The organism is Plantactinospora sp. BC1 (assembly GCF_003030345.1).
Lineage (GTDB): Bacteria > Actinomycetota > Actinomycetes > Mycobacteriales > Micromonosporaceae > Plantactinospora.
Genome location: NZ_CP028158.1, coordinates 2,194,178 through 2,218,116 on the forward strand (window position 1 = coordinate 2,194,178; position 23,939 = coordinate 2,218,116).

Genomic DNA, 23,939 nt, shown 5'->3' on the forward strand with positions numbered 1-23,939 from the left:
GTCCGGAGTGGAACGGGAGTGGCGGGCCGGCCGGATCGCTGCGTTGGCCAATCCGGCCGGGCCCGCCACGGTTGGCCTGACCGTGGGAATCAGGCCCGTCTGGTGACCGGGATCAGCCGATCAGCCGGTCGTAGTCGTGCAGTGCCATGGCCACGTCGATCTGCGCCCAGAACCGGTGGTACGTGAACGTCGGCACCGGGCCGCCGTTCAGGTACGACTCCACCTTGGGCCAGTCCGGGTCGTCCTGGAGGAACGAGCGGATGCTCAGGAACGTGGAGTTCTGGTTGATCGGGTCGCCGTTCGGCATGGTGCCGGTGAAGCCCGGCGGGATGTAGAGACCCTGACCGGTGCTGGAGTTGTACTGGTCGTCGAAGCGGTTGTAGTCCGCCTTCGTCTCCGTCACCGCGACGCCCTTGTCGGTCTTGTGCTGGAGCACGGCGTCGAGCAGGGCCTTGGCGGTGTTCTTGGCCGCCGCGTGGTTGGCCTTGGCACCGTAGTAGATCAGCGTACGGGCGTAGGCACCCGCGACACCGACGTCCTGGGTGTGGTCGACCACCGAGACCCGCAGGTTGCTGTTGTTCACCGAGGTGGTGCCGGCGGTCCAGTTGCCACCGGGCTGACCGCTCCAGCTCAGCGTCGACGGGATCTGGTAGTTGGCACCGTTCACCGTGGTGTTGGCGATCGCCCAGTTCACCCACTTGTCGAGCAGCGCCTTGGCCCGGGCGTCACCACTCTCGTGGTAGTACTCCGCGACCCGCTCCATGCTCCACGCCTGGAAGCCGAACCACTGGTTCGACGGCGGGTCGTGGTAGACCGGCTTGACGTCGTACACCATGCCGTAGAAGGTCGGCACGCCGGCCGGGCGGGCGCTGTAGTCGCCGTTCCAGCTGTTGGTCGCGCCACCGGCGATGGCACCGTCGGCCGACTGGAGCCAGGTGTAGAAGTCGATCTGCCGGGTAAGGCTGGTGGCCCAGTCGGTCCGCGCGGTCGGCGACCGCGGGGTCAGCTCGGACACCGTGGAGAGGGCGTACGCGGCGAACGGGTTCTGGTAGCCGCCGTGGTTGTGGCTGGAACCGATCCGCCACGACCAGCTGCTGCTGCCACCCTGCGAGCCGCCCCAGGCGTAGTACCAGGAGAGCAGGTAGGCGGCGCTGTTCTTGCCGCTGCCGGCCGCGCAGGACGGCGAGGCGCACCCGGGCTGCTTGAAGTACTTGTCGTACATCGCGTAGCGCAGGTAGTCGCCCATCTTGGCGGCGTTCTGGATGGTGGCCGAGATCTGGCCCTGCGCGCCCTGCTCCTTGGCCCACTTCAGCGCCCAGTACGCGGCCTGGACGGCGCGCGCGTCGGCGTCGGGAGCGTTGGTGTAGCGCCACTGCTGGGCGTAGGACGAGTCACCGATGAAGATCGGCAGGTAGCCGTTCGGGCCACCGTGCCTGAACGTCTCGCAGGAGGGGTGCGGCACGGTCTCGAAGACCGACTCCTGCGGGCCGCGCTGGTAGGTGTTGATGTACGCCGGCTTGGTGGTGCCGTCGCCGCACTTGCCGAAGCCGTAGACGTTGTCCACGTCGAGCAGCCAGTGCATGCCGTAGACCCGGCCGCTGTTGTAGGTCGACTGGAGCTCGGCGGCGAGCGGGTCCTGACCGACCCGGACGCTGGAGTCGAGCTTGCCGCCCTGCTGCGGGTAGAGGTCCGGCCGGTTCGCCTCGGGGGCGTAGTCCGCCGGGTCGCTGGCGTTGTAGTTCGACTGGGTCTCGGACGGGATGATGTACCGGTCCATGACCTGCCAGGCGTTGTTGAACGGTCCCCACTCGCCGGTGGTCCGGCCGTACATGGCCTCCAGGAAGAGCCAGTAGCTGAACGCCTCGGAGGTGGTCTCGTGACCGTGGTCCGGGGCCTCGACCAGCAGCGTCTCGACGGAGTGGTACGGCACGCCCTCGGGGCTGAAGTAGCCGCTCGCCGGCGCCTTGATCTTGTTGTAGAGCTCCAGGAACTCCTCGCCGTACTCGCCGGCCGGTCCGCCGCCCTCGTCGTCGGTGACGGTCACCTGGGTGGTGCCGGGGGTACGCCCGCTGGCGCTGGCGGTGATCGTCGCCGTGTCGTTGGTGTCGTCGGCGTCCTGGGCGGCGTTGACCGCCACGTTGACCCCGGTGTTCCAGTTCGACGGGGTGATCGTCGCCGTGCTGGCGCCCAGCGTCACGTCCGCGTCGCCGGTCTTGGCCAGGTTGACGGTGACGTTGCTGGTCGGTGCGGCGCTGAGCCTGACGTTCAGGGCCGCGTTGCCGCCCTCGGGTATCGAGAGGGTCGCCGGGACGACCACGCTCGCCTGGCTGGTGCCGCCGACGGTGAAGGCCACCTCGTCGATGCCGCTCAGCCCGGCGCTGTCGTACGCGCGGGCCTGGGCGGTGTACGACCCGGCCGGCAGCGCGCTGTTGGTGTAGCTGTACGGCGCGCTGGTGTCGGTGCCGACCAGCAGGCCGTTGCGGTAGAACTCGACGCGCTCGACCGGTCCCTCGGCGTCGCTCGCGGTGGCCGAGACGGTGACGTCGGCCGGTGCGGTGAAGGTCGCGCCGTTGGCCGGGCTGCTGATGTCGACGGTCGGCGCGGTGTTCTGGGCGCCGTTGCAGGCGTTGCCGTTGATGGTGAACGCGGTGGGGCTGGCGTTGGTCCCCGAGTAGGTGCCGTTGAACCCGATGCTGGTCGAGGCACCGGTGGCCAGGTTGCCGTTCCAGGACACGTTCGTCGCGGTCACGTTCGCGCCGGACTGGGTCCAGTTCGCCGACCAGCCCTGGGTGATCCGCTGGTTGCCCGGGAAGGTGAACCCGAGGCTCCAGCTGGTCAACGGGTCGCCGACGTTCCGGATGGTGACGGACGCGCTGAATCCGGAGCCCCAGCTGTTGGCGGTGTAGGTGACGTCGCAGCCGGGGGCCGCGTAGGCGGTGCCGGGGACGACGGCCACACCTCCGACCACCAATATGCCGGCGGCGGCCATCGCCAGTCGGCGTCTTCCTAACCTCAACTTCATGTCGTGACTTCTCCTCGCGGACCGGGCCGCGGACTGCCGCGGCTTGGGCGCCTCCTGCGCGTGGTGCGGGGGCGATGCGCGTGGGTGGGTAGGCGCCGGAATGGTGGTGGTCAACCCGTCCCGGACCGGGGTCGGCGGACGCCGGAGGAGACGCCGGACGTGGCGGCTCCGAGCTGTGCAGGGGCGCCGTACCGAGAGACTCGGATGCCCTGGCGGCCCGTGATCGCGTCAGCTTGTGGCTCCCCTACCGCGATAGTTCGACAGTGTGGCATGGGAGCGCTCCCGCAGCAAGTGGAGCCGGTCCCGGCTGCACTGGGGACGTCCGAAGGGGCGCCCTGACCTGGGCATCGATGCGACCGAGGCAGCACAACGGAGTTTCCTCGACGTTGGCCGGATGTTTCGATCTTATTTTGGGTCTTTCACAAACCCGTGACGCGGGCTACAGTCCAACCAACGTCGATGGGAGCGCTTCCATTGATGATGATGTAAGTAGCTTGGATCGCACCACCACGGGGGTTGCGAGGACCCGGTCCGCCGGGTCGACCGCTCCCCGATGGGCGAGCTACGGCAATCGTACGTAGCCGCCGACCGCTCAGCCAGAGGGCTGAGGGCGGGCCAGCCCGGACTCCGCCGTCAGCCAGCTCACCACCGTCGGAAGGAGGTGGAACCAGAGCCACTCGCGTGGCCCGGCTCCCGCGCGGCACGCACGACCTGGACGCCAATTCCGTTCGTGCGTGTTTGTAACTCAAGCTGGGGACGGGGGTTGCCCTCCCCGTCCCCACACTAACCCCCCGCCAACGACGGGAAAATCGGTCATCGGTACAGCGTCTCGACGCGAACCGGTCGATCGGCTGCGTCATCGGCACCTCGGACGGCGACCGGCCTCGTCGCGACGCGACGAACGGTCGCCGTGGTCATGACGCACGTGGGGACGGGCAATGGACGAGGCCCAGACCCGCCATTGCCACCCGAACATCCCATACGCAATCGCTCGGTAGATCGCTACGCTCTTGTGTGGGAGCGCTCCCGGGCGTCGTGCGGAGGGCCCCACTCACGAGGAGACAGCATGTCCGTACTGACTCGGCGGCATCTGCTGCGCCGCGCCACGTTATCCGCCAGTGCCGTGCCCGCCGGCCCGCTGTCGACGAGCACGGCGGCAGCCGACGTCGCCGACGCGCCGCTGGCCGGCCGCGACGCCGACTCCGAGGCCGACGACGTGCGACGTACGGCACCGGAGACGCAGCTCGGACTCCGCTTTCCGGACGGCTTCGGGTGGGGCGCCGCCACCTCGGCATACCAGATCGAGGGCGCGGCCAAGGACGACGGACGGGGCGAGTCGGTCTGGGACACGTTCAGCCACACCCCGGGACGGGTCCGGGGCGGCGACACCGGCGACATCGCCGCCGACCACTACCACCGGTACGTCGAGGACCTGGACCTGATGAAGGATCTCGGGCTGCGGACGTACCGGTTCTCCATCTCCTGGCCACGGATCCAGGCCGACGGCACGGGCGCGCCCAACCAGCGCGGACTCGACTTCTACCGGCGCCTGGTCGACGGCCTGAACGACCGGGGCATCGCCCCGATGGCCACGCTCTTCCACTGGGACCTGCCGCAGTCGCTCCAGGACGTCGGCGGCTGGGAGTCCCGGGACGTCGCCTACCGCTTCGCCGACTACGCCGAGGCGATCTTCGAGGCGCTCGGTGCGAGCGTGCCGGTCTGGCTGACCATCAACGAGCCCAAGACCGTGGTGCAGAACGGCTACCTCCAGGGCCACCACGCCCCCGGCCTGCGCGAGCCGGACGCGGCCTACCTGGTCGCGCACCACCTGCAACTCGCGCACGGCCTGGCGGTACGCGCGCTGCGCGCCACCGGCAGCGACAGCCGGATCGGCCCCGCGCTCAACCTGCACCCCTGCTACCCGGCCGACGACACCGCCCCCGGTGCGCTCGAGGCGACCCGGCTCTACGACGGCTACGAGAACCGGCTCTACCTGGACTCCATCTTCAAGGGCGCCTACCCGGCCGACGTGCTGGCCGACCTCGGCCCGGAGAGCCGGATGGTCCGGGGCGTCCGGGACGGCGACCTGGCGATCATCTCCTCCCCGGTGGACCTGCTCGCCGTGCAGTACTACACGCCGATCTACGTCACCCCGGACGGCGGTACGGTCCGCAGGTGGCCGACCTCCGAGGCGGGCTGGCAGCAGATCTTCCCCGACGGGATGTACGACATCCTGACCCGGGTCACCCGCGACTACGGCGAGGTGCCGCTCACCGTCACCGAGAACGGCCTGCCCACCCCGGACCGGCTCGACGGGGACGGCACGGTCGACGACGTCGGCCGGATCGCCTTCCTCCGCGAGCACCTGGCGGCCGCGCACCGGGCCATCTCCGACGGCGTGCCGCTGGAGAGCTACCACGTCTGGTCGCTGATGGACAACTTCGAGTGGAACGAGGGCTATGAACAGCGGTGGGGATTGATCTATATTGATTTCCCCACCCAACGCCGGGTCCCCAAGCGCAGCGCGCACTGGTACCGGAGGGTGATCGCCGACAACACCGTCTGACCCCGGGTCCGGAACGTCACCTCGGGTCGGCACCGCCGCCCGACCGTACCGCCGAGGGGGGTCGCATGGAATACCAGAGCACGACCAGGAGGCACGTCTCCGAGAGCGAACTCCGGTCGCTGGTCCGGCGCGGCTTCGGTGACCGGACCGGGATCACCGGGTGGCGGGAACTGACCGGCGGCACCTACAACGCGGCCTACGCCGTGACTCTCGGCGAGAGCACGGAACTGGTGCTCAAGGTCGCCCCGCCACCCGAGCTGAAGCTGCTCAGCCACGAGGTCGACCTGATGCGCACCGAGGTCGACTTCTACCGTCGGGCCGCCCGGGTGGTGACCGTCGTACCCGAGGTCGTCTACGCCGACTTCAACCGGGACCTGATCGGCACCGACTTCGTCTTCCTCAGCCGGGTGGCCGGCGCGGACCTGCACGGTACCCGGGACGAGCTGACCCCGGCGCAGCTCGCCGCCGTACGCGGTGAGATCGCCGCGCACGCGGCCCGGCTGCACACCGTCACCGGCCCGGCGTACGGCTATCCGCTGCGCGGCAGCCGGAGCTGGCAGCCGTCCTGGCGGGCCGCCTTCGGCGCGATGCTCGACGACATCCTCGCCGACGCCATCCGGCTGGGCAGTGCGCTGCCCGCCCCGGCGGACCGGATCGGCGACCTGCTGCGCCGGCACGCCGACGTCCTCGACGAGGTACGCCGACCCGCGCTGGTCCACTTCGACCTCTGGGACGGCAACGTCTTCGTCGCCGCCGATCCTGCCGGCACGGTCCGGGTGACCGGCCTGATCGACGGCGAACGGGCCTTCTTCGGCGACCCGCTGGCCGAACTGGTCTCGATGACGCTCTTCCGCGAACTGGACGACGAACCGGAGATCCTCGCCGGCTACGCCTCCGCCGGACACGGCCGGCTCGAACTGACCACGACGGCCCGCCGCCGGCTCACGCTCTACACCATCTATCTCTATCTCATCATGTGCGTCGAGGGCGCCACCCGGGGCTGGGGCGGCCCGGAACGCGCCGAATACGAGCGATGGCTCGCGGGGTTGCTCGACGCGCAACTGGGTCGGCTGGACCAGGTCCGGCAGGCATGAGACGACGCCACACCGTCGCCCCGGCGACCGGACGCGGCCGGTCAGCGGGGCAGCGCCTGCTGGAGTTCGGCCCGCAGCGCCGGGGTCAGCATCTCACCGGCCGCCTTGGCCAGCTTCGCCATCTCGTAACCCACCACGCCGATGTCGGCGTCGTTGGCGGCGAGCGTGGCCAGGATGGAACCGTCCCGGATCTGCATGACCAGGAAGTAACCCCGACCCATCTCGACCACCGTCTGCTTGACGATGTCGCCGTCGAACATCTCCGCGGCCCCGGTGGTGATGCTGGACAATCCGGAGGTGACCGCGGCGAGCTTGTCCGCGTGGTCCCGGGGCAGGTGCTCGGAGACCGCCACCAGCAGTCCGTCGGCGGAGACGACGATGGCGTGCGCCACCCCGGGTACCCGCTCCGTGAACCCGCTCACCAGCCAGTTCAGATCCCGTGCCTCTTGACTGAGCGTGTTCAATACTTCTCCTCTTCGGTGCGCGCGCCGGCCGGCGCCATGGGTATCACCATCGTGTCTTCCGCCTCGGCCCGGCGGAGACCACCGTAGTACCGCGACAGCATCCCGCCCACCTGCTCCGGATCCGGCGCCTCACGCGGGGCGGGCGGCCGGGGCTGTGCGGGCTCCGCCTTCACCCGGAGCTGGGCCATCGGGACCCGGATCGGCAGCCCGTTGGCGTTGGTACCGCCGGTAACCGGTACCGCCGGTGGGGCGTTCCCGGTGACCAGCGCCCCGGCCGGGGCACCGCCGCCGGCAGCCGGGGCCGCCGCGCTCCCCTTGCCCTGCCGGGACCACCAGGTACTCGCCGGTGCGGAACCGGCACCGGCGGCCATCCCGAGCACGTCCTCGGCCCGGGTCGGTGTCTCCCGACGCCCGGTCCGGCGCAGCGGGCCGCCGTCGGCGCCGCCCTCGGCCGGTCGGCCGGTCGACGGATGCGTGCCGTTCGGGCTGGCGATCGCACCGGCGACGATCTCCAGCATCCGCCGTCCCGAGCCACCCGCCGGTTCCGCCGCCGGGGCCGGGGCGAGCAGGTTCGCCGGCAGCCAGACCGCCGCCACCAGGCCACCCTGTCCGGTGGTCCGCAACCGCACCCGGACGCCCTGCCGGGCGGCCAGGTGGCTGACCACGAAGAGACCCATCCGTTCCGACGCGGCGACGTCCGCGGCCGGCGGTACCGCGAGCACCTGGTTGGCCCGCTCCAGCGCGGTCGGGCTCATCCCCAGCCCCTGGTCCACGATCTCCACCAGGACGCTGCCGTCCCGCTGCCCGGCAACCTCGACCTGGACCACGGTGTCCGGGCGGGAGAAGGACGACGCGTTCTCCAGCAGCTCGGCGAGCAGGTGCACCAGGTCGGCGACGGCGTGCCCGACGACGTACAGCTCGTCGGCGACGTGGTGCCGGATCCGCTGGTACTGCTCGATCTCGGCGACCGCCGCGAGCATCACCGTGGCGAGCAGCACCGGACGGTTCCACCGCCGGGTGGCCTCGCTGCCGGCGAGCACCAGCAGGCTGTCGTCGTTACGGCGCATGCGGGCGGCGAGATGGTCCAGCTTGAACAGGTTGTCGAGCTGGTCCGGGTCGCTCTCGTCCTGCTCCAGCTCGTCCAGCAGCTCCAACTGCCGCTCGACCAGTACCTGGCTGCGGCGGGCCAGGTTGACGAACATCGCGTTGACGTGTCGACGCATGACCGCCTGCTCCAGCGCCACGGTCACCGCGCTGCGGTGCACCGCGACGAACGCCTCGGCGACCTCGCCGATCTCGTCCATCGACCGGACGTCGGCCGGCGGTACCTCGAACTCGGCGGCGACCGGGTCGACCGTACGCAGTCGTTCCAGGGTCTCCGGCAGCTCGACCTGGGCCACCCGCAACGCCTGGCTGCGCAGCATCCGCAGCGACCGGGCGACGGAGCGACCGATCGCGATCGAGGTGAAGAGGGCCGCCAGCAGTACGCCCAGCACGCCGCCCGCGGTGAGCAGCGTGCGGCGCAACTGCTCGGCACTGCGGGCGTCGGCCAGCGCGACCGCGTCGTCGACCGCACCCGACTCGACCTGGCGGAGCAGTTCCTGCCGCTGCTGGCTGATCGTCCACCAGCGACCCGGCTCCAGCACGGCGGCGGTACGCCCACCGGCGGAGAAGGTCGTCTCCTCCATCCGGACCGCGGCGACGAAGTTCGGATCGGTCGACGCCTGGTCGTAGCGTTCGATCTGCCGGTCGGTGGCCGAGAGCCGGAAGCCGGCGAGGCCGGTGAGCTGCTGCGCCCGCAGGTCGGTCAGCGTCACCAGGTCGTTCTGGTCGTACCGGCCGGCCCGGGCCGCGGCGTAGAGCTGGCCCCGGATCCGGGAGTTGATCTCCTTGACCTGGGCGAACTCGACGTACCGCAGCACCGCGTCGGTGAGGTCGCCGCGATCCGTACCGGGCGACGGCTCGGCCAGCAGCACCAACAGCACCTCGATGGTCCGGTCGTACTCGGCGAGTACCGGGTCGGGGTTCGAGCCGGCCGCCGGCACCGAGGCCCGGACCTCCGGCAGCCGTTCGAGTGCGTTGTCGACCCGGTCGTAGGAGATCCGCCACGACGCCTCGCCCCGGGCCAGTGGCGACGCCGCCGTCCGGAACCGTTCGGCGGCGCGGTCGGCGACCGGGTAGACCGACTCCAGCGCCGGCAGCGGGCGGCCGGGCTCGACCGGCGGCGCCGATCCGGTGTTCAGGGCCGCCAGCTCGCCCGCCGTCTGGTCGCGCTCGCGCTGCAACTCGTGCACCAGCGCGGTGATCTCGCGGCCGACCGTCACCTGGTCGGCGAACTCGTCGAGCAGGTCGGCCTGGCTGACCAGCGCGCTGGTCTGCGCCCCGGCGAGGACCAGGAACGCGACCGACGGGACCACGAGGACGGCGCCCAGCTTGGTACGCATCCGCCAGTCCCGTACCCGAAAGGGTGACCTGCGGCGATGTGGCACCACCCGGACGTCGAGACGGCGCCGGCGGTGACGCGAGACGGCGCCATGTGACGGGTCCGGGGCAACAGCCACCATGCCTCCTACCGTCCTCGATGCGGGGCGCGCCAAGGAGCGGAGCTATTTCAATTCAGGCCCGGACCTGCTGTCAATGATCAGGGGGGCGGAACAGCTCACGAAGGATACTGCGGGCGATCAGATCTTGTCGCTGTCGCCGACTCGTCCTCATCCGTCCGGACGATGCGCTCAAGTCCGGACGCTCCGTCCAGCCGACCGATCGCCACCAGAGCGGCGCCAACCGCACCGATCTCCGGATTTCGGACGTGATGCACCTCGCGCGGCGCCAGCGTGACCGAGAAGGAGCGCCGCCACCACCCGGACGCGGCGACGGCGCCACCACCGAGGACGACCTGGACCGGTCTGTCCACCGTGGACTCTATCGCCGCGACCCCCACCGCGACCTGACGGCAGAGCGCGTCCATCAGTCCGGCCAGGATCTCCACCGCCGTGGTGTTGAAGCCCAGCCCGGAGAGCCCGCCGGAGCCGGCCGGGGCGAGCCCGGGTGGACGGTCGCCGCCCAGCCGGGAATCGGCGGGCACACCGTCGCCCGGCGGCACCCGGGCCAGCGCCCGGTCGAGTTCCGCTCCATCGGGCAGCCGCATCTCCCGGCGGGCCCAGGCGTAGAGGTTGCCGCCACCGGAGAAGGCGGTACCCGTCACCACGTGCTCGTGGTCCACCCGGTAGCGCCAGAGCTCCTCCGGCAGCGGCGGCAGCTCGACGCCGGCCGGGACCGGCTGGACCAGCCGGACCGCCGCCGAGGTGCCGACGGTGACCGCCGCGCGTCGGCTGTCGTAGCAGCCGGAGCCCACGTTGGAGGCGGCACCGTCGCCGCTGGGCGGTGCCCACCGGGCGTCCCGCAGCGCCGGCCAGCGCCGGGCGTACCCGGCGCGGAGCCGGCCGTGCCAGGCCAGCGGAGCCAGCGTCGGCAGCTCCCCCGGGCGTACCCCGGCCAGCTCGCACGCCTCCGCGTCCCAGTCCAGGGTCCGCAGGTCGAGCAGGCCGGTACCGGAGGCCTGGGAGATCGACATGACCGCCTCGTCGAGGAGCCTGCCGAAGACGTACTCGATCAGGCCGGCGAACCGGATCGTGTCGTCCCCGCACCGCTCCCGCAGCCAGGGCAGCCGCACCGACCAGTAGAACCGGTGCCACCAGGTGCCGGTACGCCGGTGGTAGTCGTCCGGATCCGCCGGCCCGGCCACCCCGGCCGGTGCGGTGGCCCGGGTGTCCAACCAGGTCAGCACCGGGCCGAGCGGATCACCTGCGGCGTCCAGCGGCACCACCGAGTGCCACTGCGCCGAGGTGACGACGAGCCCGACGCCGTCGAGGTGGTCCGCGCCGGCCAGCTCGTCGAGGCACTCGACCAGGGCGGCGAAGTAGGCGGGCCCGTCCAGCGTGGCCCGGCCGTCGCCGCCGATCGTCACCTTGGCCGGTCGCCGGGCCAGCGCACCCGGCAGCGGTCGGGCGGCCGCGTCCAGCACCAGGCCGCGCACCGACGACGTACCCAGGTCGAGAGCGAGAATCCTCATCGACGAAAACCGTACCGGTTCCCCGGTGCCGACCAGGGCAAGGTCGCGCGGTACCGGCCGGACGGGCCGCGCCCACCGGGCGCCCACCTGGTGGACGGCTGGGCCGAAGGGGTGCCGCCGCGGGCGGTGGCTGGCCTAGACTCGGCCCGTGCTCGCGCGACTCAACTCCTGGTGGCCCGCCATTCCGGCGGCCGACCTCCGCGCGTAGCAATCTTCCACGCGGCCGCCCCACGCGGCGGCCGCCAGGGTTCCCTGCACGTCTCTCCGGCCACCGCTCGGGACGGCCCCCGGCTGTGAGGGACGACCGATGACCCTGCTCGACCACCTGCTCCGCACCATCGCCAGCGGCGCCGACCCCGGCCCGTTCGCCCTGCTGCGCCGGGACGGCGCCGCCAACCTGGAGGTCTTCACCGGTGTGTCGCACACCGTCGACACGCTCGCCGAGATCCCCCTGCCGGCCGGGCCGGCCGGCCCGCGCACCCTGGCCGTGGTGCCGTACCGGCAGGTCGCCGAGCGCGGCTTCGCCTGTGTCGACGACGGCGCCCCGCTGGAGTGTCTCGTCCTCGACGAGCCCGAACGGGTCCCGCTGGCCGACGCGCTGGCGGCCCTGCCCGAGGTGCCGGTACCGGTCCGGGACGCCGGCTTCGACATCGCCGACCCGGAGTACGCGGAGATCGTCGACCGGGTACTGGCCGACGAGATCGGCCTGGGCGAGGGGGCGAACTTCGTCATCCACCGCTGCTACCTCGGCACCCTGGCCGGTGCACCGCTGCCGGCGGCGCTGGCCGCACTGCGCCGGCTGCTGACCGGCGAGCGGGGCGCGTACTGGACGTTCCTGGTGCACACCGGCCGGCGGATCCTGGTCGGCGCCTCCCCGGAACGGCACGTCAGCGTCGAGGACGGGCTGGTCATGATGAACCCGATCAGCGGCACCCTGCGCCACCCGGGGCGGCCGGCGGACCGGGACGAACTGCTGCGCTTCCTTGCCGACCCCAAGGAGATCGACGAGCTGTACATGGTGCTCGACGAGGAGCTGAAGATGATGGCGACCGTCGCCGAGCAGGGTGGCCAGGTGATCGGGCCGTACCTCAAGGAGATGGCGAACCTGACCCACACCGAGTACCTGCTCGCCGGGCGCGGCTCCCTCGACGTCCGGGAGGTGCTCCGGGAGACGATGTTCGCCCCGACCGTCACCGGTTCGCCGATGGAGAACGCCTGCCGGGTGATCGCTCGGCACGAGCGGCGCGGCCGGGGCTACTACGCGGGGGTGATCGCGCTGCTCGGCCTCGACGAGGCCGGCCGGCAGACGCTGGACGCGCCGATCCTGATCCGTACCGCCGAGATCTCACCGACCGGACAACTGCGGGTACCGGTGGGCGCGACCCTGGTGCGGCACTCCACCGCCGCCGCCGAGGTGGCCGAGACGCACGCCAAGGCCGCCGGGGTGCTGGCCGCGCTGGGGCTGCGGTCGGCGCCGGCCGGTCCGGACGACGAGCGGGCCGGCGAGGGTGCCGGGGCGGCCGCCGTCGTGCCGGGGCGGATCGGCCCCGCGCCGGCCGCGGAGGTCCGGCTCGCCGACGATCCGGCGGTACGGGCGGCGCTGGCCGCCCGCAACGTCGGGCTCGCCCCGTTCTGGCTGGAGCAGCGGACCCCGGATGCTCCGGTACGACCCGAGTTCGCCGGCCGGCGGGTGGTGGTGGTCGACGGGGAGGACACCTTCACCGGCATGCTCGCGCACCAGTTGCGGGCCCTCGGCCTGACCGTGGCGGTACGCCCGTGGGCCGAGGTCACCGGGCCGGGCGGGTTCGATCCGGGCAGCGTCGACCTGACCGTGCTCGGCCCGGGACCGGGCGACCCGGGACACCCGACCGACCCGAAGATGGTCGCCCTGCGCGGCCTGGTCGGCCGGCTGCTCGACACCGGGGCACCGACGTTCGGCGTCTGCCTCGGACACCAGATGCTGGCCGCCCGGCTCGGCCTGACCCTGCACCGGCGCAGCGCGCCGTACCAGGGACTCTGCCGGGAGGTGTCGCTCTTCGGCACCGGGGCCCGGGTCGGCTTCTACTCCAGCTTCACGCCGCTGGCCGACGCGGACCGGCTCGACACCGGGTACGGGCCGGTGCGGCTGGCCCGGGACCCGGTCGACGGTGCGGTGCACGCGCTGCGCGGACCGACGTACGCCGGGGTGCAGTTCCATCCCGAGTCGGTGCTCAGCCGGGACGGGTTGGCGGTGCTGACCGGGATGGTGGGCCGGCTGCTTCCGACCCCGGCCGGCTCGGCGCCGGGCGCCGGGGTTTCCCAGCCGGGGCCGGCGGGCGCGACGATGCCGTCGGGAGCGGGGCGGGGCGCGGCCGGGGCGCATACTTCCCGGCATCCCGGGTAGGCATTCGCAAGCCGGTGGTCCGGGCGGGTTGAGAGCCCCCGCCCGGGCCGCCGGTCCGCGTGTGCCGCCCGCCCGGGCCGGCGTGGGACCATGGGTCGGCCCCGGGGCCGCTGCACGGTCCCGGTCCGCCCCCCCGCGTCCGGCGCGTTGGAGGTCTGCTGCGATGTCCGGCCACGTCCTGCCGAGCGGGCCGACCGGCGCCGCCCCGGATTCCGCTGCCGCCGGTCGAGCCGAGCCGGGCAGTTGGGCGGCACGTTACCGGTTCTGGGACGTCTACTTCGGGCTGGTCGGGCTCGGCGTCGCGGGCCTGCTGGCGGTCTACGGCGCCGATCCGTTGTCGCGGTTCGCGGCCCTGCTGCCGCTGGCCGGGCTGGCCGGCTGGTACGTCGGCTTCGGACGCCGGCTCATGCGCGACGAGATCGAGGACTGGCGCGGGTACGTCTATCTCGCCGGGGTCCTGGCGCTCTACGTACCGGCCGTACTGGTCGAGGGGTCGGCCTCGTTCGTGCTCTTCGCGCTCTGCCCGCAGGCGTACATGGTGGCGGCTCCGGTGCCGGCCACGGTCGCGGTGGTGGCGTTCAACTCGGTGCACCTCGTGGTGCTGCTGGCCAGGGGTGTCGAGCCGGCGGAGGTGGTGACCGGCCCGCTGCCGGTCGCGGCCCTGGGCGTGGTGCTCTCGGCGACGCTGGGCACCTGGAGCCGGCGGGTGGTCGCGCAGAGCCAGGAGCGGGCCCGGCTGATCCGCGAGCTGGACCGGTCCCGTTCGGAGGTGGCCCGGCTGTCGCACGAGGCGGGCGTCCTGGCCGAGCGGCAGCGGCTGGCCGGCGAGATCCACGACACCATCGCGCAGGGTCTGGCCAGCGTGGTGTTGCTGGTGCAGGCGGCCGACGACGACGTGGACGGTGACCCAGAGCGGGCGCACCGGCATCTGGCGCTCGCCGCGCGTACCGCCCGGGAGAACCTCGCGGAGACCCGCGAGTTGATCGCGGCGTTGACCCCGGCGGCGCTGGCCGGCTCCTCGCTGACCGACGCGCTCGCCCGGCTGGTCGACCGGTTCACCGCCGAGACCGGCATCCCGGCCGACTTCCGGTGCGTCGGTGATCCCGCCCCGCTGGCCATGTCGACCGAGGTGGTGCTGCTGCGGGCCGCCCAGGAGTCGCTGACGAACGTCCGCAAGCACGCCGACGCCGGGAGCGCCTCGGTGCGGCTCGACTTCGGGCCGGACCGGGTGCTGCTGACCGTGACCGACGACGGGCGTGGCCTGGCCGCGACCGCCGGCAGCGATCCGGCTCCCGGCGGTTACGGGCTGACGGCGATGCGGGCCCGGGTGGCGCACGCGTCGGGGGTGCTCACCGTCGGTCCGGGCACCGCCGAGGGATCGGGGACGACGGTACGGGTCGAGCTGCCGGCCTAATCACCCGTCACCCGGTCGCCCTGCCGGGCCCAGGTGTCGAGGCCGGTCAGCACCTCGCGGAGTCCGGCACCGCGCCCGGTGAGCAGGTAGCTGATCCGGGTGGGCGGCCCGGGGTCCACCCGGCGGCGCAGCAGCCCCGCGTCGGCGAGTTCGCGCAGCCGTTCGGTGAGCACCCGCCGGGAGATCCCCGGCAGCGCCTCGACGAGGTCGCGGAACCGGGCCTCGCCGTGGCCCAGCACGTGCAGCAGGTCGAGGGTCCAGCGCCGGCCGAGCGTCTCCAGTGCGGCCGAGGTGGCCGCCGGGAGTCGCCGGTCGAGGATGGTTACTTTTTCCAACCTGTTTTCGTCGGTTGCCGCCCCGGTCGGGTCATTCGCCGGCCGGCCGTCCGCCGGGTCGGCCGGGCCGCGCTCGCCGGACAGGAAGACGCCGATGCCGTCGAGGACCCGGCCCAGGCCGAACTCGAAGTCCTGCCGTACGGTCGCCGGGGCGGCACCGACCTCTTCGGTCAGCCGGGACAGCACCGGAAACTGGCCGGTGCCGAGCAGCCGGGCCAGCGCCGGCGCCTCGGCCGCCCACCACTGCTCGGCGTTCACCCCGGTCCGCCGCTCCTGCTCGACCTCGGTCTGCACATAGCGGGCGGCGCCCTGCACGTAGTCGCTGACGGTCAGATAGACCTGGAGCATCGTCGCCGGGTCGAGCCCGAAGCCGTCGACGGCGGCCAGTACCCACTCCACGCTGGCCAGCACGTTCGGCCCGAGCGGGGGGCGGCCGGTGCCGGCCACGATCGGCAGCACCCACGGATGCCGCTGGTACATCGCCCACTCCCGGCGGGCGCCCAGCTCGATCCTGGCCCGCCAGCCGGCCGGACCCGGCTCCGGATAGTCGATCTCGCCGAAGACGGTCTCCACCATCAGGTCCACCAGCTCGGCCTTGCCCGGCACGTACCGGTAGAGCGACATCACCCCGGCGTCCAGGGCGGTGGCGACCCGACGCATCGAGAGGGTCGCCAGGCCGTGCGCGTCGGCGAGCCCGACCGCCACCCGCACGATGCGGTCCAGGCTCAGCCCCGGGCCGCTCCCGGCACCGTCGCGTTCCATCCACCCCGCCCCGATCGTCGCCACCCGGTACGCATGCTCGCGTACACTGTACCCACGATCCGCGACCACGACGGGGTGACGATGACCGAGACGATGACGGTACGCCGGGCCGGGCTCGCCGATGCCCGGGCCGTCGCCGAGGCGGTGGGCCGGGCGGGGCTGGACGAGGCGGTCTTCAGCTGGGTGGTGCCGGACGAGGCCGCCCGACAGGCCTGCGCCGAGGCGTGGGTGGAGTTCGCCCCGGCCTGGGTCTCCGGCCTGTTGGAGACCGGGGAGATCCTGCTGATGCGGGACGGCTCGCTGGCGGTCGGCGGCCTGTCGGTGTGGGAGCTGCGCGGTCCCGGGCCGGACGAGTCGACCGCCCCGGTCGACCCGGTGGAGGCGCAACGGCAGGCCGCCTTCCTCGACCGGGCGTACGGCCGGTACGCGCCCCGGATGGCCCTGGTCGACGAGCTGATCGCGGCCCGCCACCCGGACCGGGAGCCGCACTGGTACCTCCAGCAGATGGCCGTACTGCCGGCGCTGCGCGGCCGGGGACTCGGCGGTGCGATGCTGCGCCACCAGCTCGACCGGGCCGACACCGACGGGATCGGCACATATCTGGAGGCGAGTACGCCGCGCAACCGCGCCCTCTACGAGCGGTACGGCTTCCGGGCCCAGGGTGAGCCGATCCGGCTGCCGGACGGCGGCCCCGCACTCCAGCCGATGTGGCGGGACCCACGCCCGCCCCGGACCACGACCGACGGCTGAGCCCACGACCGACGGCTGAGCCCACGACCGGGGTCGCGGGACTGCGGCCCCACCGGTCCGTCAACTCCCCTCGAAACCCTCGCGGCCGGTGGAGCGGGTACTGGCCAGCCAGATCCCGAAGCCCATCGCCAGGATCGCCGGCACCTCGACCAGGAGCCGGAGCCCGCCGAACGAGAGCGTCTCGTGGAAGGCGGTCACCCCGATCACCACGCTGGCGACGGGGTCCACCAGGGTGATCGCGGTGAGCGGCGCGGCGAGCGGACCGTTCTGGAAGGCGTTCTGGTTCAGCGCCACCGAGGCGAACCCGACCACGGCCAGCGCGTACAGGTGCCAGTCGGTCAGCGTCGAGAGCGGGTCGTGGGTGACCCGTTCGGCGACGGTCTTCAGCAGCGACGCGGTACCGGCGTAGAGCAGCCCGCTGGCGATACCGAGCAGGGTTCCCCGGGCGGCGCCGGTGGCCCGGTGGGCCAGGAGCAGGCAGGTCACGACCAGCGCACCGCCGATCAGCGCGACGCCGAGCCAGCCCATCAGGGACGGCTGGGCCACCCCCGCGCGGGGCCGGGCGGCGACGAGGAAGACGGTCAGCCCGAGGACGCAGGCGGCGACCGCGGTGACGTCCCGCGGATGCGGCCGCCGATGGTCGAGGGCCGCCTCCAGCGGGATCGCCAGGAACATCCCGCTGATCAGCAGGGGCTGGATCAGGGTCAGCGGCCCGAACCGGAGGGCGAGCGCCTGTAGCACCGTACCCGCCAGGTCGGGGACCTTGGCGAGCAGCCAGCTCCGGCGGCGCAGCAGCCGGATGAGCAGCCTGGGGTCGGCGGTGGCGTGCTGCGGCTCCCGCCTCGCGGCGCGCTGTTGCAGGGCGGCCCCCAGGGCGAAGCAGGCGGCGGCGCCGAGCGCCAGCACGACCGCCGGGGTGGTCACGCGGCGGTCCCGGCGACCGACGGCGGCCCGTACTCCGTACCCACACAGCTACGCTACGTGGTGAATTCGCCGCCCACGGACGGTTCCGGACCGGCCGACGAACCCGTCGCCGGTACGTCCGGACCGCCGCCCGGCACGGCGACGGTGCCCGAACCGGCCGGAAGCCTCCCGGCCCGTCCGGGCACCGTCGACGCCGCGCGCCAGCCCCCCGCCCGGGGCTCGACGCGCTTTCCGGTTCAGGACGCCAGCGCTCCGGCGGCCCGCCCCTCGTGCAGGGTGAGGTTGCGCCCGTTCGACGGGTCGAAGAGGTGGATCTTCTCCAGGTTGAACCAGATCCGGTGGTTGCCCCCCTCGGTGACCGGGGACTCCGCCGACAGTCGGGTCACCAGGTTCCCGCCACCGCCGCCGAAGCCGTCCGCGCCCACGTCGGCGGCGAGTTCCTCCAGCTCCGCCGCGCTGGCCCGCTCGCCGGAGACGGTGAGGTAGACGTACTTGTCGGAGCCCATCGACTCGACGATGTCGACCGGCGCCTCGAACTCCAGCCCCCGACCCCGGGTCTGCTCGTCGATCAGCCCGGCGTCCTCGAAGTGCTCCGGCCGGATGCCGAGGATCAGCTCCCGGGGGGCGTCCTCCGCCGCCAGCTCGCGACGGAGCCGGTCCCCGAGGGGTACGTCGCCGATCGCCGTCCGCAACCGGTCGTCCTCGACCGCGGCGTGCAGGAAGTTCATCGACGGCGAGCCGATGAACCCGGCGACGAAGAGGTTCGCCGGGTGGTCGTAGAGCTCCTGCGGCGGGCCGACCTGCTGCACCGCACCGCCCCGCATGATCACCACCCGGTCGCCGAGGGTCATCGCCTCGGTCTGGTCGTGCGTGACGTAGACGGTGGTGGTGCCGAGCTGCTTCTGCAACCGGGACACCACGGTACGCATCTGCACCCGCAACTTGGCGTCGAGGTTGGAGAGCGGCTCGTCCATCAGGAACGCCTTCGGGTTGCGGACGATCGCCCGCCCCATCGCCACCCGCTGGCGCTGCCCGCCGGAGAGGTTCGCCGGCTTGCGGTCCAGCAGCGGCGTCAGTTCCAGCACCTTGGCCGCCTCGGCCACCTTCTGCTCGATGGTCGCCTTGTCGAGCTTGGCGAGCCGGAGCGGGAACGCCATGTTCTCCCGGACGGTCATGTTGGGATAGAGGGCGTACGACTGGAACACCATCGCGATGTCCCGGTCCCGGGGCGCCTTGTCGTTGACCCGTTCGCCGTCGATCCGCAGCTCGCCGGAGCTGATGTCCTCCAGTCCGGCGATCATGTTCAGCGTGGTCGACTTCCCGCAGCCCGACGGGCCGACCAGGATCACGAACTCGCCGTCGGCGATCTCCAGGTCGACGTCCCGGACCGCGACCGTCCCGTCCGGGAAGCTCTTGCTCACCTTGTCCAGCACGATGTCAGCCACTGCGACCTCACCCCTTGACGGCGCCGGACGTCAGGCCCGACACGATGCGACGCTGGAAGAACAGCACGAACAGAATGATCGGAATCGTGATCACCACGGCGGCGGCGGAGATCGCCCCGGTCGGGTCCTCGAACTGCGACTCCCCGGTGAAGAACGACAGCGCCACCGGTACCGTGCGGGACCGCTCGGTGGAGGTCAGCGAGATCGCGAAGAGGAAGTCGTTCCAGCAGAAGATGAAGACCAGGATCGCGGTGGTGAAGACCCCGGGGGCGGCCAACGGCGCGATGACCCGGCGGAACGCCTGCCCCGAGGTGGCGCCGTCCATCTTGGCGGCCTTCTCCAGGTCCCACGGGATCTGCTTGAAGAACGCCGACAGCGTGTAGATGGCCAGCGGCAGCGAGAAGGTGATGTACGGCAGGATCAGCCCCGGCCAGGTGTCGAAGAGCCCGAGCGACCGCTCGATCTCGAACAGCGGCGAGACGAGCGAGACCTGCGGAAACATCGCGATCAGCAGGGAGACCCCGACCAGCGCCTTCTTGCCCGGAAAGTCCAGCCGGGCCACCGCGTACGCGGCCATGGTGCCGAGCACCACCGCGATGGCGGTGGCGATCAGGGCGATCCCGATCGAGTTGCCCAGCGCCCGGACGAACTGGTTGGTGGAGAAGATCGTGCGGTAGTTGTCCAGCGTCCACTCCCGGGGGATGAAGTTCCCGTCGGTGAGCGTGCCGGTGGTCTTGAACGACAGCGACGCGATCCACAGCACCGGGACCAGTGCGAAGACCACCACCACGACGTCCAACAGTCCCCACCGCCACTTCGCGGCGGCAGTGGTGTCACTCGCGGCCATCAGAACTTCCTTTCGTTCGCGACTGCGGTGCTCCGCTTCGCTGCGCTCCTCGCGCTCACCGGCGGCTCCCCTCGTCCGTGCTGCCCGGGGCAGCCGTGCCGAACAGCTTCACGAAGACGAACGCGATGATCGCCACGGCCAGGAAGATCAGCACCGACATGGTCGACCCGATCCCGAGGTTGAGCCCGCGCATCAGGTTGTTGTAGGCGAGCATCGACACCGACGACGTCTCGTTCGACCCGGCGGTCAGCACGAAGATGTTGTCGAAGACCCGGAACGCGTCCAGGGTGCGGAACAGCAGCGCCACCAGGATCGCCGGCTTCATCACCGGCAACATGACCTTGACGAACCGCTGCCAGGCGGTGGCACCGTCCATCGAGGCGGCCTTGAGCAGGTCCTCCGGCACCAGCGCCAGGCCCGCCATCAGCAGCAGCGCCATGAACGGGGTGGTCTTCCAGATCTCCGCCAGCATGATGATCGCCAGCGCGCTGGCCCGTTCGGTCAGCGGCGCCCCCTCGCCGAAGAGGTTGGCCAGATATCCGGTGCCGGGCGTCCAGGCGTACCGCCAGGAGAAGGCCGCGACCACCGTGACGATGCCGTACGGGATCAGCGCCGAGGTGCGGACCAGCCCGCGCCCGACGATGGTCCGGTGCATCACGACGGCCAGCCCCATGCCGAGTACCAGTTCGACGGCGACCGTCACGACGGTGATCAGCATGGTCACCCCGAACGCGGTCCACCAGTAGTCGTTGGTCAGCACCGTGGCGTAGTTGGCCAGCCCGACGAACTCCCGCTCGTCCGGGAACTTGAGGTCGAAGCGCTGCAACGACAGCCAGACCGAGTAGAGGATCGGATAGGCGGTCACCGCCAGCATCACCAGCGCGGCCGGCGCGCAGAGCAGCCAGCCGAGCCGGCGCTCGGCCCGCTTCCCCTCGCTCAGCGCCGCCCGTCCGGGACGGCCGCGCCGGGGCGCCGGCACGCTCCGGCCGGCCCCGCTCCGGTCCACGGCGGTCGCGGTCCCGGTCTCGGTCTCCGTGCTCACGGCAGCACCCCCTTCGAGTCGAGCGCGTCCTGCGTCGCCTCCCGCATCCGGTCCGCGGTCCGCTCCGGATCGATCGCCGACGGCGGGGAGAGCGTCGCCGACAGCACCGTCGAGATGTTCTGGTACGCCGGGCTGCGCGGCCGGGTCGCCGGATCCTTCAGCTCCTCGAGGATGGTGTCCCGCATCGGGTACGCCTCGGCCATCTCCGGCTCCGCGTAGACGCTCTCGATGGTCGGCGGCACCCCGTCGTTGATCGCGGAGAACTTCTGGTGCTCGGCGTCGCGCAGGCAGGTGGCGGCGTCGAAGGACTCCTCGGGATGCTCGGTGTACCGGCTGATCCCCAGGTTGAACCCGCCGATCGTCACCTTGCTCGGTGTCCCCGGGTCCACGCCCGGATAGCGGGCCCACCTGACCTTCTTCGCCAGCTCCGGGTCGGCCTCCTGCATCGCCGGATAGACGAACGGCCAGTTGAGCTGGAACGCGCCCGCCCCGGACTGGAAGTCGAGCCGGGCCTGGTCCTCGATGGTGTTCGAGAAGGAGGAGGTGGTGATCCCGGCGGTGGCGAAGTTGCGCAGTACCTCCAGGGCCCGGACGGCACCCTCGTCGAAGACCGCCTTGCTGCCGTCGTCGTTGATGATCTGGCCGCCGGCGCTGGCCACCAGGGTGTTGTAGAGCACCACCAGTCCCTCGTACTGGGCGCCCATGGTGATCACCCGGTACGGCTGGCCCCGCCCCCGCAGGTCCTGGGCCATCCTGATCATCTCGTCCCAGGTCTGTGGCGGCTGCGGCACCAGGTCGGAGCGGTACCAGAGCAGTTGCACGTTGGTGTTCTTCGGCGCGGCGTAGAGCTTGCCTTCGTAACGGGCGGTCTCCAGCGGGCCGGCCAGGGTGCCGCGCTCGACCTCGGCCCGGCGCTCGCCGGTCCACTCCAGCAGCCAGCCGGCGCTGGCGAACTCCTGGGTCCAGGTGACGTCCAGGCCCAGGATGTCCATCCCGGTGTCCTCGGCGGCCAGCCGCCGGACCAACTGCACCCGCTGGTCGTCGGCGGCCCGGGGCAGCACCCGGTACGCGATCCGGTACCGGCCGCCCGCCTTCGCGTTGCAGTCGTCGACCACCTTCTGGATGTTCTGCTCGGTGGTGTAGTAGAGGTTGATCGTCGGTACGCCGCCGTCGTCGCCGGAGCCGCAGGCGGCGAGTGGCCCCAGCAGCGTCAGCGCCGCGAGTGCCGCCGCCAGCCGGGACCGGCGGCTCCGGCCCGGGCCGCCCCGCTCGGGCTCAGCCATGCCGGCACCCCGCTCTCCCCCCGGCCGTCCCGCCCACGTCGGCGTCCGCCGACCATGACCGCCGGTGGTGGCCCGCCGACCACACGTCGCGCACCCGGTGACCGCTCATCGCGCCGTCCTCCCTCCCACGGCGCCGGGGCGGGGTCCGTCCCGGCACACGGCGAAAGCACCCCGCCTCCAGCCGCAGGCGAACCGCCGGACCGGGCGTAGGTGTCGGACTCCCCCACTGCCCCGACGCCGATCGGCCGAAACATCGACAGGCGTGCGCGGCGCCGCGCTCCGGACGCCCGTCACCGGGCGGTACCCGGCACCACGGGCCCCGCGGTCCTCGGCCGGGGACCCGCCGATCGGGGCTCCACTGTGGTATTCCCGGCGGGCGACGCCTCGGATACCGTGGGTGCTACCTCCGGTGCCAGCAGGTCGCCGTCGATGCCGACCGCCCGGTGGACCGGCCACTCCGCCCGCGCGCGGCCCGGCCCGGATCCGTCCCGGGCGGCAGGTCCCGACAGCCGAACCGCGCCCCGTCCCCGCGATCCCTGGGCAGGATCGCCGCAAGAGGAGGTGCCGCCGTGCAGAACACCCGGGCGCTCACCCTGTCCTTCGAGGTCAGCGGGCCGCCGCCGGTGAAGACCGAGGCGCTGTCGATCTTCGCGGCCGGGCACCGGCAGGCGGCCCGGGTCCGTACCCTGCTCCAGGCCGCCTGCACCGCCGCGCAGCGCAGCGGCTGGACGGCGCTGTCCGGACCGGTCGCCCTGGAGATCGTGCTGCGCTGCCCGCCGGGTCGGCGGACCTCCGACGCCGCGACCCTGATCGGCGGGATTGGCGCCGTGCTCCAGGACAAGAAGCGGGCCGCCGACATCGGCCTCGCCCACCTCGGGGTACTCGCCGACGTCGCGCTCTACGTCGACGACCGGCAGGTCCAGCAGGTGTCGTACCGGGAGGAGCCGGCCGAGGAGCTGTCGTACCTGGTCCGGGTGACCAGCCTGCCGCCCGTGGCCTGAGCCGGTGCCGCCCGTACGCGCCGAGCCGGGCGCCGGCCGGCACCGCCCCGGCGGAACGACGGCGACACCGGTACGCCGGAACCGGTTTGACCCTCGCCCACCGCTGGGTACGCGGACGCGACCGGCGGGTGACGGGGACCGGCGGGCAACGGCACCGGCGACGAAGGGAGCGGTCATGTCGGAGCCACACGTCACGCTCGACCCCACCGGCCTGGACCCGGCGCGGCAGCATCTGCGCGGACCGCTGGAGGAGCAGCTCAACTCCGCGTTGCGGGCGGCCACCGAACGGGTCCGGGCCGACTACGCAGGTGAACCGGTCGAGGAGGTCTGCCGTCGGCTGCTCGACGAGACCCGGTCGGGGCTGCATCCGGACATCGCGGCCGGATTCACCCCGGACATGGACGAGTTCTGCCGGGTCGCCGTGGCGATCGTCCGGCGGGACGGCTCCGGGTCCCGCTGACCCGCGCCCGGACCCCGGGCAAGATCGACGGCTGTCGGCGCGGGGGCGTTGGCCGTGGACGTCCGGCCTCCGTAC

17 protein-coding genes are annotated in these 23,939 nt (G+C 72.3%); 7 read left to right on the forward strand and 10 right to left on the reverse strand.

Going from position 1 to position 23,939, the window contains the following annotated elements; translation table 11 throughout:
- Window positions 1-112: 112 nt before the first annotated feature.
- Window positions 113-3,022, reverse strand: coding sequence for a glycoside hydrolase family 48 protein (locus C6361_RS09270; RefSeq protein WP_107267485.1), 2,910 nt, complete (start codon window positions 3,020-3,022; stop codon window positions 113-115).
- 1,066 nt (window positions 3,023-4,088) lie between these two features.
- Between C6361_RS09270 and C6361_RS09275 the strand changes: the two genes are divergently transcribed.
- Together C6361_RS09275 and C6361_RS09280 are read left to right on the forward strand one after the other, a co-directional pair.
- Window positions 4,089-5,588 carry a GH1 family beta-glucosidase gene (locus C6361_RS09275; RefSeq protein WP_107267486.1) on the forward strand — a complete coding sequence of 500 codons (1,500 nt, stop codon included), beginning with the start codon at window positions 4,089-4,091 and terminating at the stop codon, window positions 5,586-5,588.
- A 65-nt stretch (window positions 5,589-5,653) separates the two neighbouring features.
- Window positions 5,654-6,682: a phosphotransferase family protein gene (locus C6361_RS09280; RefSeq protein ID WP_107267487.1), complete on the forward strand. Its 1,029-nt coding sequence runs from the start codon at window positions 5,654-5,656 to the stop codon at window positions 6,680-6,682.
- 41 nt (window positions 6,683-6,723) lie between these two features.
- Here the strand turns inward: C6361_RS09280 and C6361_RS09285 are convergent, their stop codons facing one another.
- The 3 genes from C6361_RS09285 to C6361_RS09295 form a co-directional block, all read right to left on the reverse strand.
- Window positions 6,724-7,146: a roadblock/LC7 domain-containing protein gene (locus C6361_RS09285; RefSeq protein ID WP_101365437.1), complete on the reverse strand. Its 423-nt coding sequence runs from the start codon at window positions 7,144-7,146 to the stop codon at window positions 6,724-6,726.
- A complete protein-coding gene (locus tag C6361_RS09290) occupies window positions 7,143-9,590 on the reverse strand; it encodes a nitrate- and nitrite sensing domain-containing protein (protein WP_234359426.1) in 2,448 nt (815 codons plus the stop codon). Before C6361_RS09290 ends, C6361_RS09285 begins: the two co-directional genes overlap by 4 nt.
- Window positions 9,591-9,805: 215 nt before the next feature.
- On the reverse strand, window positions 9,806-11,218 hold the full coding sequence (locus C6361_RS09295) for an FGGY family carbohydrate kinase (protein ID WP_107270845.1): 1,413 nt from the start codon (window positions 11,216-11,218) through the stop codon (window positions 9,806-9,808).
- Window positions 11,219-11,525: 307 nt separating this feature from the next.
- Between C6361_RS09295 and C6361_RS09300 the strand changes: the two genes are divergently transcribed.
- Window positions 11,526-13,601 carry an anthranilate synthase family protein gene (locus C6361_RS09300; protein WP_107267489.1) on the forward strand — a complete coding sequence of 692 codons (2,076 nt, stop codon included), beginning with the start codon at window positions 11,526-11,528 and terminating at the stop codon, window positions 13,599-13,601.
- A gap of 163 nt (window positions 13,602-13,764) precedes the next feature.
- Window positions 13,765-15,015: a sensor histidine kinase gene (locus C6361_RS09305; protein ID WP_234359427.1), complete on the forward strand. Its 1,251-nt coding sequence runs from the start codon at window positions 13,765-13,767 to the stop codon at window positions 15,013-15,015.
- On the opposite strand, the gene C6361_RS09310 is transcribed toward C6361_RS09305, so the two are convergent.
- On the reverse strand, window positions 15,012-16,112 hold the full coding sequence (locus C6361_RS09310) for a winged helix-turn-helix transcriptional regulator (RefSeq protein ID WP_107267490.1): 1,101 nt from the start codon (window positions 16,110-16,112) through the stop codon (window positions 15,012-15,014). The genes C6361_RS09305 and C6361_RS09310 overlap by 4 nt on opposite strands.
- A 33-nt stretch (window positions 16,113-16,145) precedes the next feature.
- On the opposite strand from C6361_RS09310, the gene C6361_RS09315 reads away from it, so the two are divergent.
- Complete coding sequence (locus tag C6361_RS09315; protein ID WP_107267491.1) at window positions 16,146-16,862, forward strand: N-acetyltransferase; 717 nt, start codon at window positions 16,146-16,148, stop codon at window positions 16,860-16,862.
- A gap of 60 nt (window positions 16,863-16,922) precedes the next feature.
- Here the strand turns inward: C6361_RS09315 and C6361_RS09320 are convergent, their stop codons facing one another.
- The 5 genes from C6361_RS09320 to C6361_RS09340 all read right to left on the reverse strand — a co-directional run bounded on the left by C6361_RS09320 (window position 16,923) and on the right by C6361_RS09340 (window position 22,403).
- The gene (locus C6361_RS09320; RefSeq protein ID WP_107267492.1) at window positions 16,923-17,786 is read right to left on the reverse strand and encodes a DMT family transporter; all 864 of its coding nucleotides are present in this window, start codon (window positions 17,784-17,786) and stop codon (window positions 16,923-16,925) included.
- A 236-nt stretch (window positions 17,787-18,022) separates the two neighbouring features.
- A complete protein-coding gene (locus tag C6361_RS09325) occupies window positions 18,023-19,231 on the reverse strand; it encodes an ABC transporter ATP-binding protein (RefSeq protein WP_107257154.1) in 1,209 nt (402 codons plus the stop codon).
- Window positions 19,232-19,238: 7 nt separating this feature from the next.
- Entirely contained in the window at window positions 19,239-20,078 is an 840-nt protein-coding gene (locus C6361_RS09330) for a carbohydrate ABC transporter permease (RefSeq protein ID WP_107257155.1), read from the reverse strand.
- Between the two features lie 55 nt (window positions 20,079-20,133).
- Window positions 20,134-21,084, reverse strand: coding sequence for a carbohydrate ABC transporter permease (locus tag C6361_RS09335; protein ID WP_369931414.1), 951 nt, complete (start codon window positions 21,082-21,084; stop codon window positions 20,134-20,136).
- A gap of 32 nt (window positions 21,085-21,116) precedes the next feature.
- A complete protein-coding gene (locus tag C6361_RS09340; RefSeq protein WP_107257156.1) occupies window positions 21,117-22,403 on the reverse strand; it encodes an ABC transporter substrate-binding protein in 1,287 nt (428 codons plus the stop codon).
- A gap of 569 nt (window positions 22,404-22,972) precedes the next feature.
- On the opposite strand from C6361_RS09340, the gene C6361_RS09345 reads away from it, so the two are divergent.
- Window positions 22,973-23,404, forward strand: a complete 432-nt coding sequence (locus tag C6361_RS09345; protein WP_107257157.1) for a hypothetical protein — start codon at window positions 22,973-22,975, stop codon at window positions 23,402-23,404.
- A gap of 175 nt (window positions 23,405-23,579) precedes the next feature.
- Window positions 23,580-23,864, forward strand: a complete 285-nt coding sequence (locus C6361_RS09350) for a hypothetical protein (RefSeq protein ID WP_107257158.1) — start codon at window positions 23,580-23,582, stop codon at window positions 23,862-23,864.
- The last annotated feature ends 75 nt before the right edge of the window (window positions 23,865-23,939 follow it).

Coding starts and splice junctions, on each gene's coding strand:
- C6361_RS09270 (WP_107267485.1), bottom strand. CDS start 3,022: ATGAAGTTGAGGTTAGGAAGACGCCGACTGGCGATGGCCGCCGCCGGC.
- C6361_RS09275 (WP_107267486.1), top strand. CDS start 4,089: ATGTCCGTACTGACTCGGCGGCATCTGCTGCGCCGCGCCACGTTATCC.
- C6361_RS09280 (WP_107267487.1), top strand. CDS start 5,654: ATGGAATACCAGAGCACGACCAGGAGGCACGTCTCCGAGAGCGAACTC.
- C6361_RS09290 (WP_234359426.1), bottom strand. CDS start 9,590: ATGCGTACCAAGCTGGGCGCCGTCCTCGTGGTCCCGTCGGTCGCGTTC.
- C6361_RS09295 (WP_107270845.1), bottom strand. CDS start 11,218: ATGAGGATTCTCGCTCTCGACCTGGGTACGTCGTCGGTGCGCGGCCTG.
- C6361_RS09300 (WP_107267489.1), top strand. CDS start 11,526: ATGACCCTGCTCGACCACCTGCTCCGCACCATCGCCAGCGGCGCCGAC.
- C6361_RS09305 (WP_234359427.1), top strand. CDS start 13,765: ATGTCCGGCCACGTCCTGCCGAGCGGGCCGACCGGCGCCGCCCCGGAT.
- C6361_RS09310 (WP_107267490.1), bottom strand. CDS start 16,112: ATGGAACGCGACGGTGCCGGGAGCGGCCCGGGGCTGAGCCTGGACCGC.
- C6361_RS09315 (WP_107267491.1), top strand. CDS start 16,146: ATGCTCGCGTACACTGTACCCACGATCCGCGACCACGACGGGGTGACG.
- C6361_RS09330 (WP_107257155.1), bottom strand. CDS start 20,078: ATGGCCGCGAGTGACACCACTGCCGCCGCGAAGTGGCGGTGGGGACTG.
- C6361_RS09340 (WP_107257156.1), bottom strand. CDS start 22,403: ATGGCTGAGCCCGAGCGGGGCGGCCCGGGCCGGAGCCGCCGGTCCCGG.
- C6361_RS09350 (WP_107257158.1), top strand. CDS start 23,580: ATGTCGGAGCCACACGTCACGCTCGACCCCACCGGCCTGGACCCGGCG.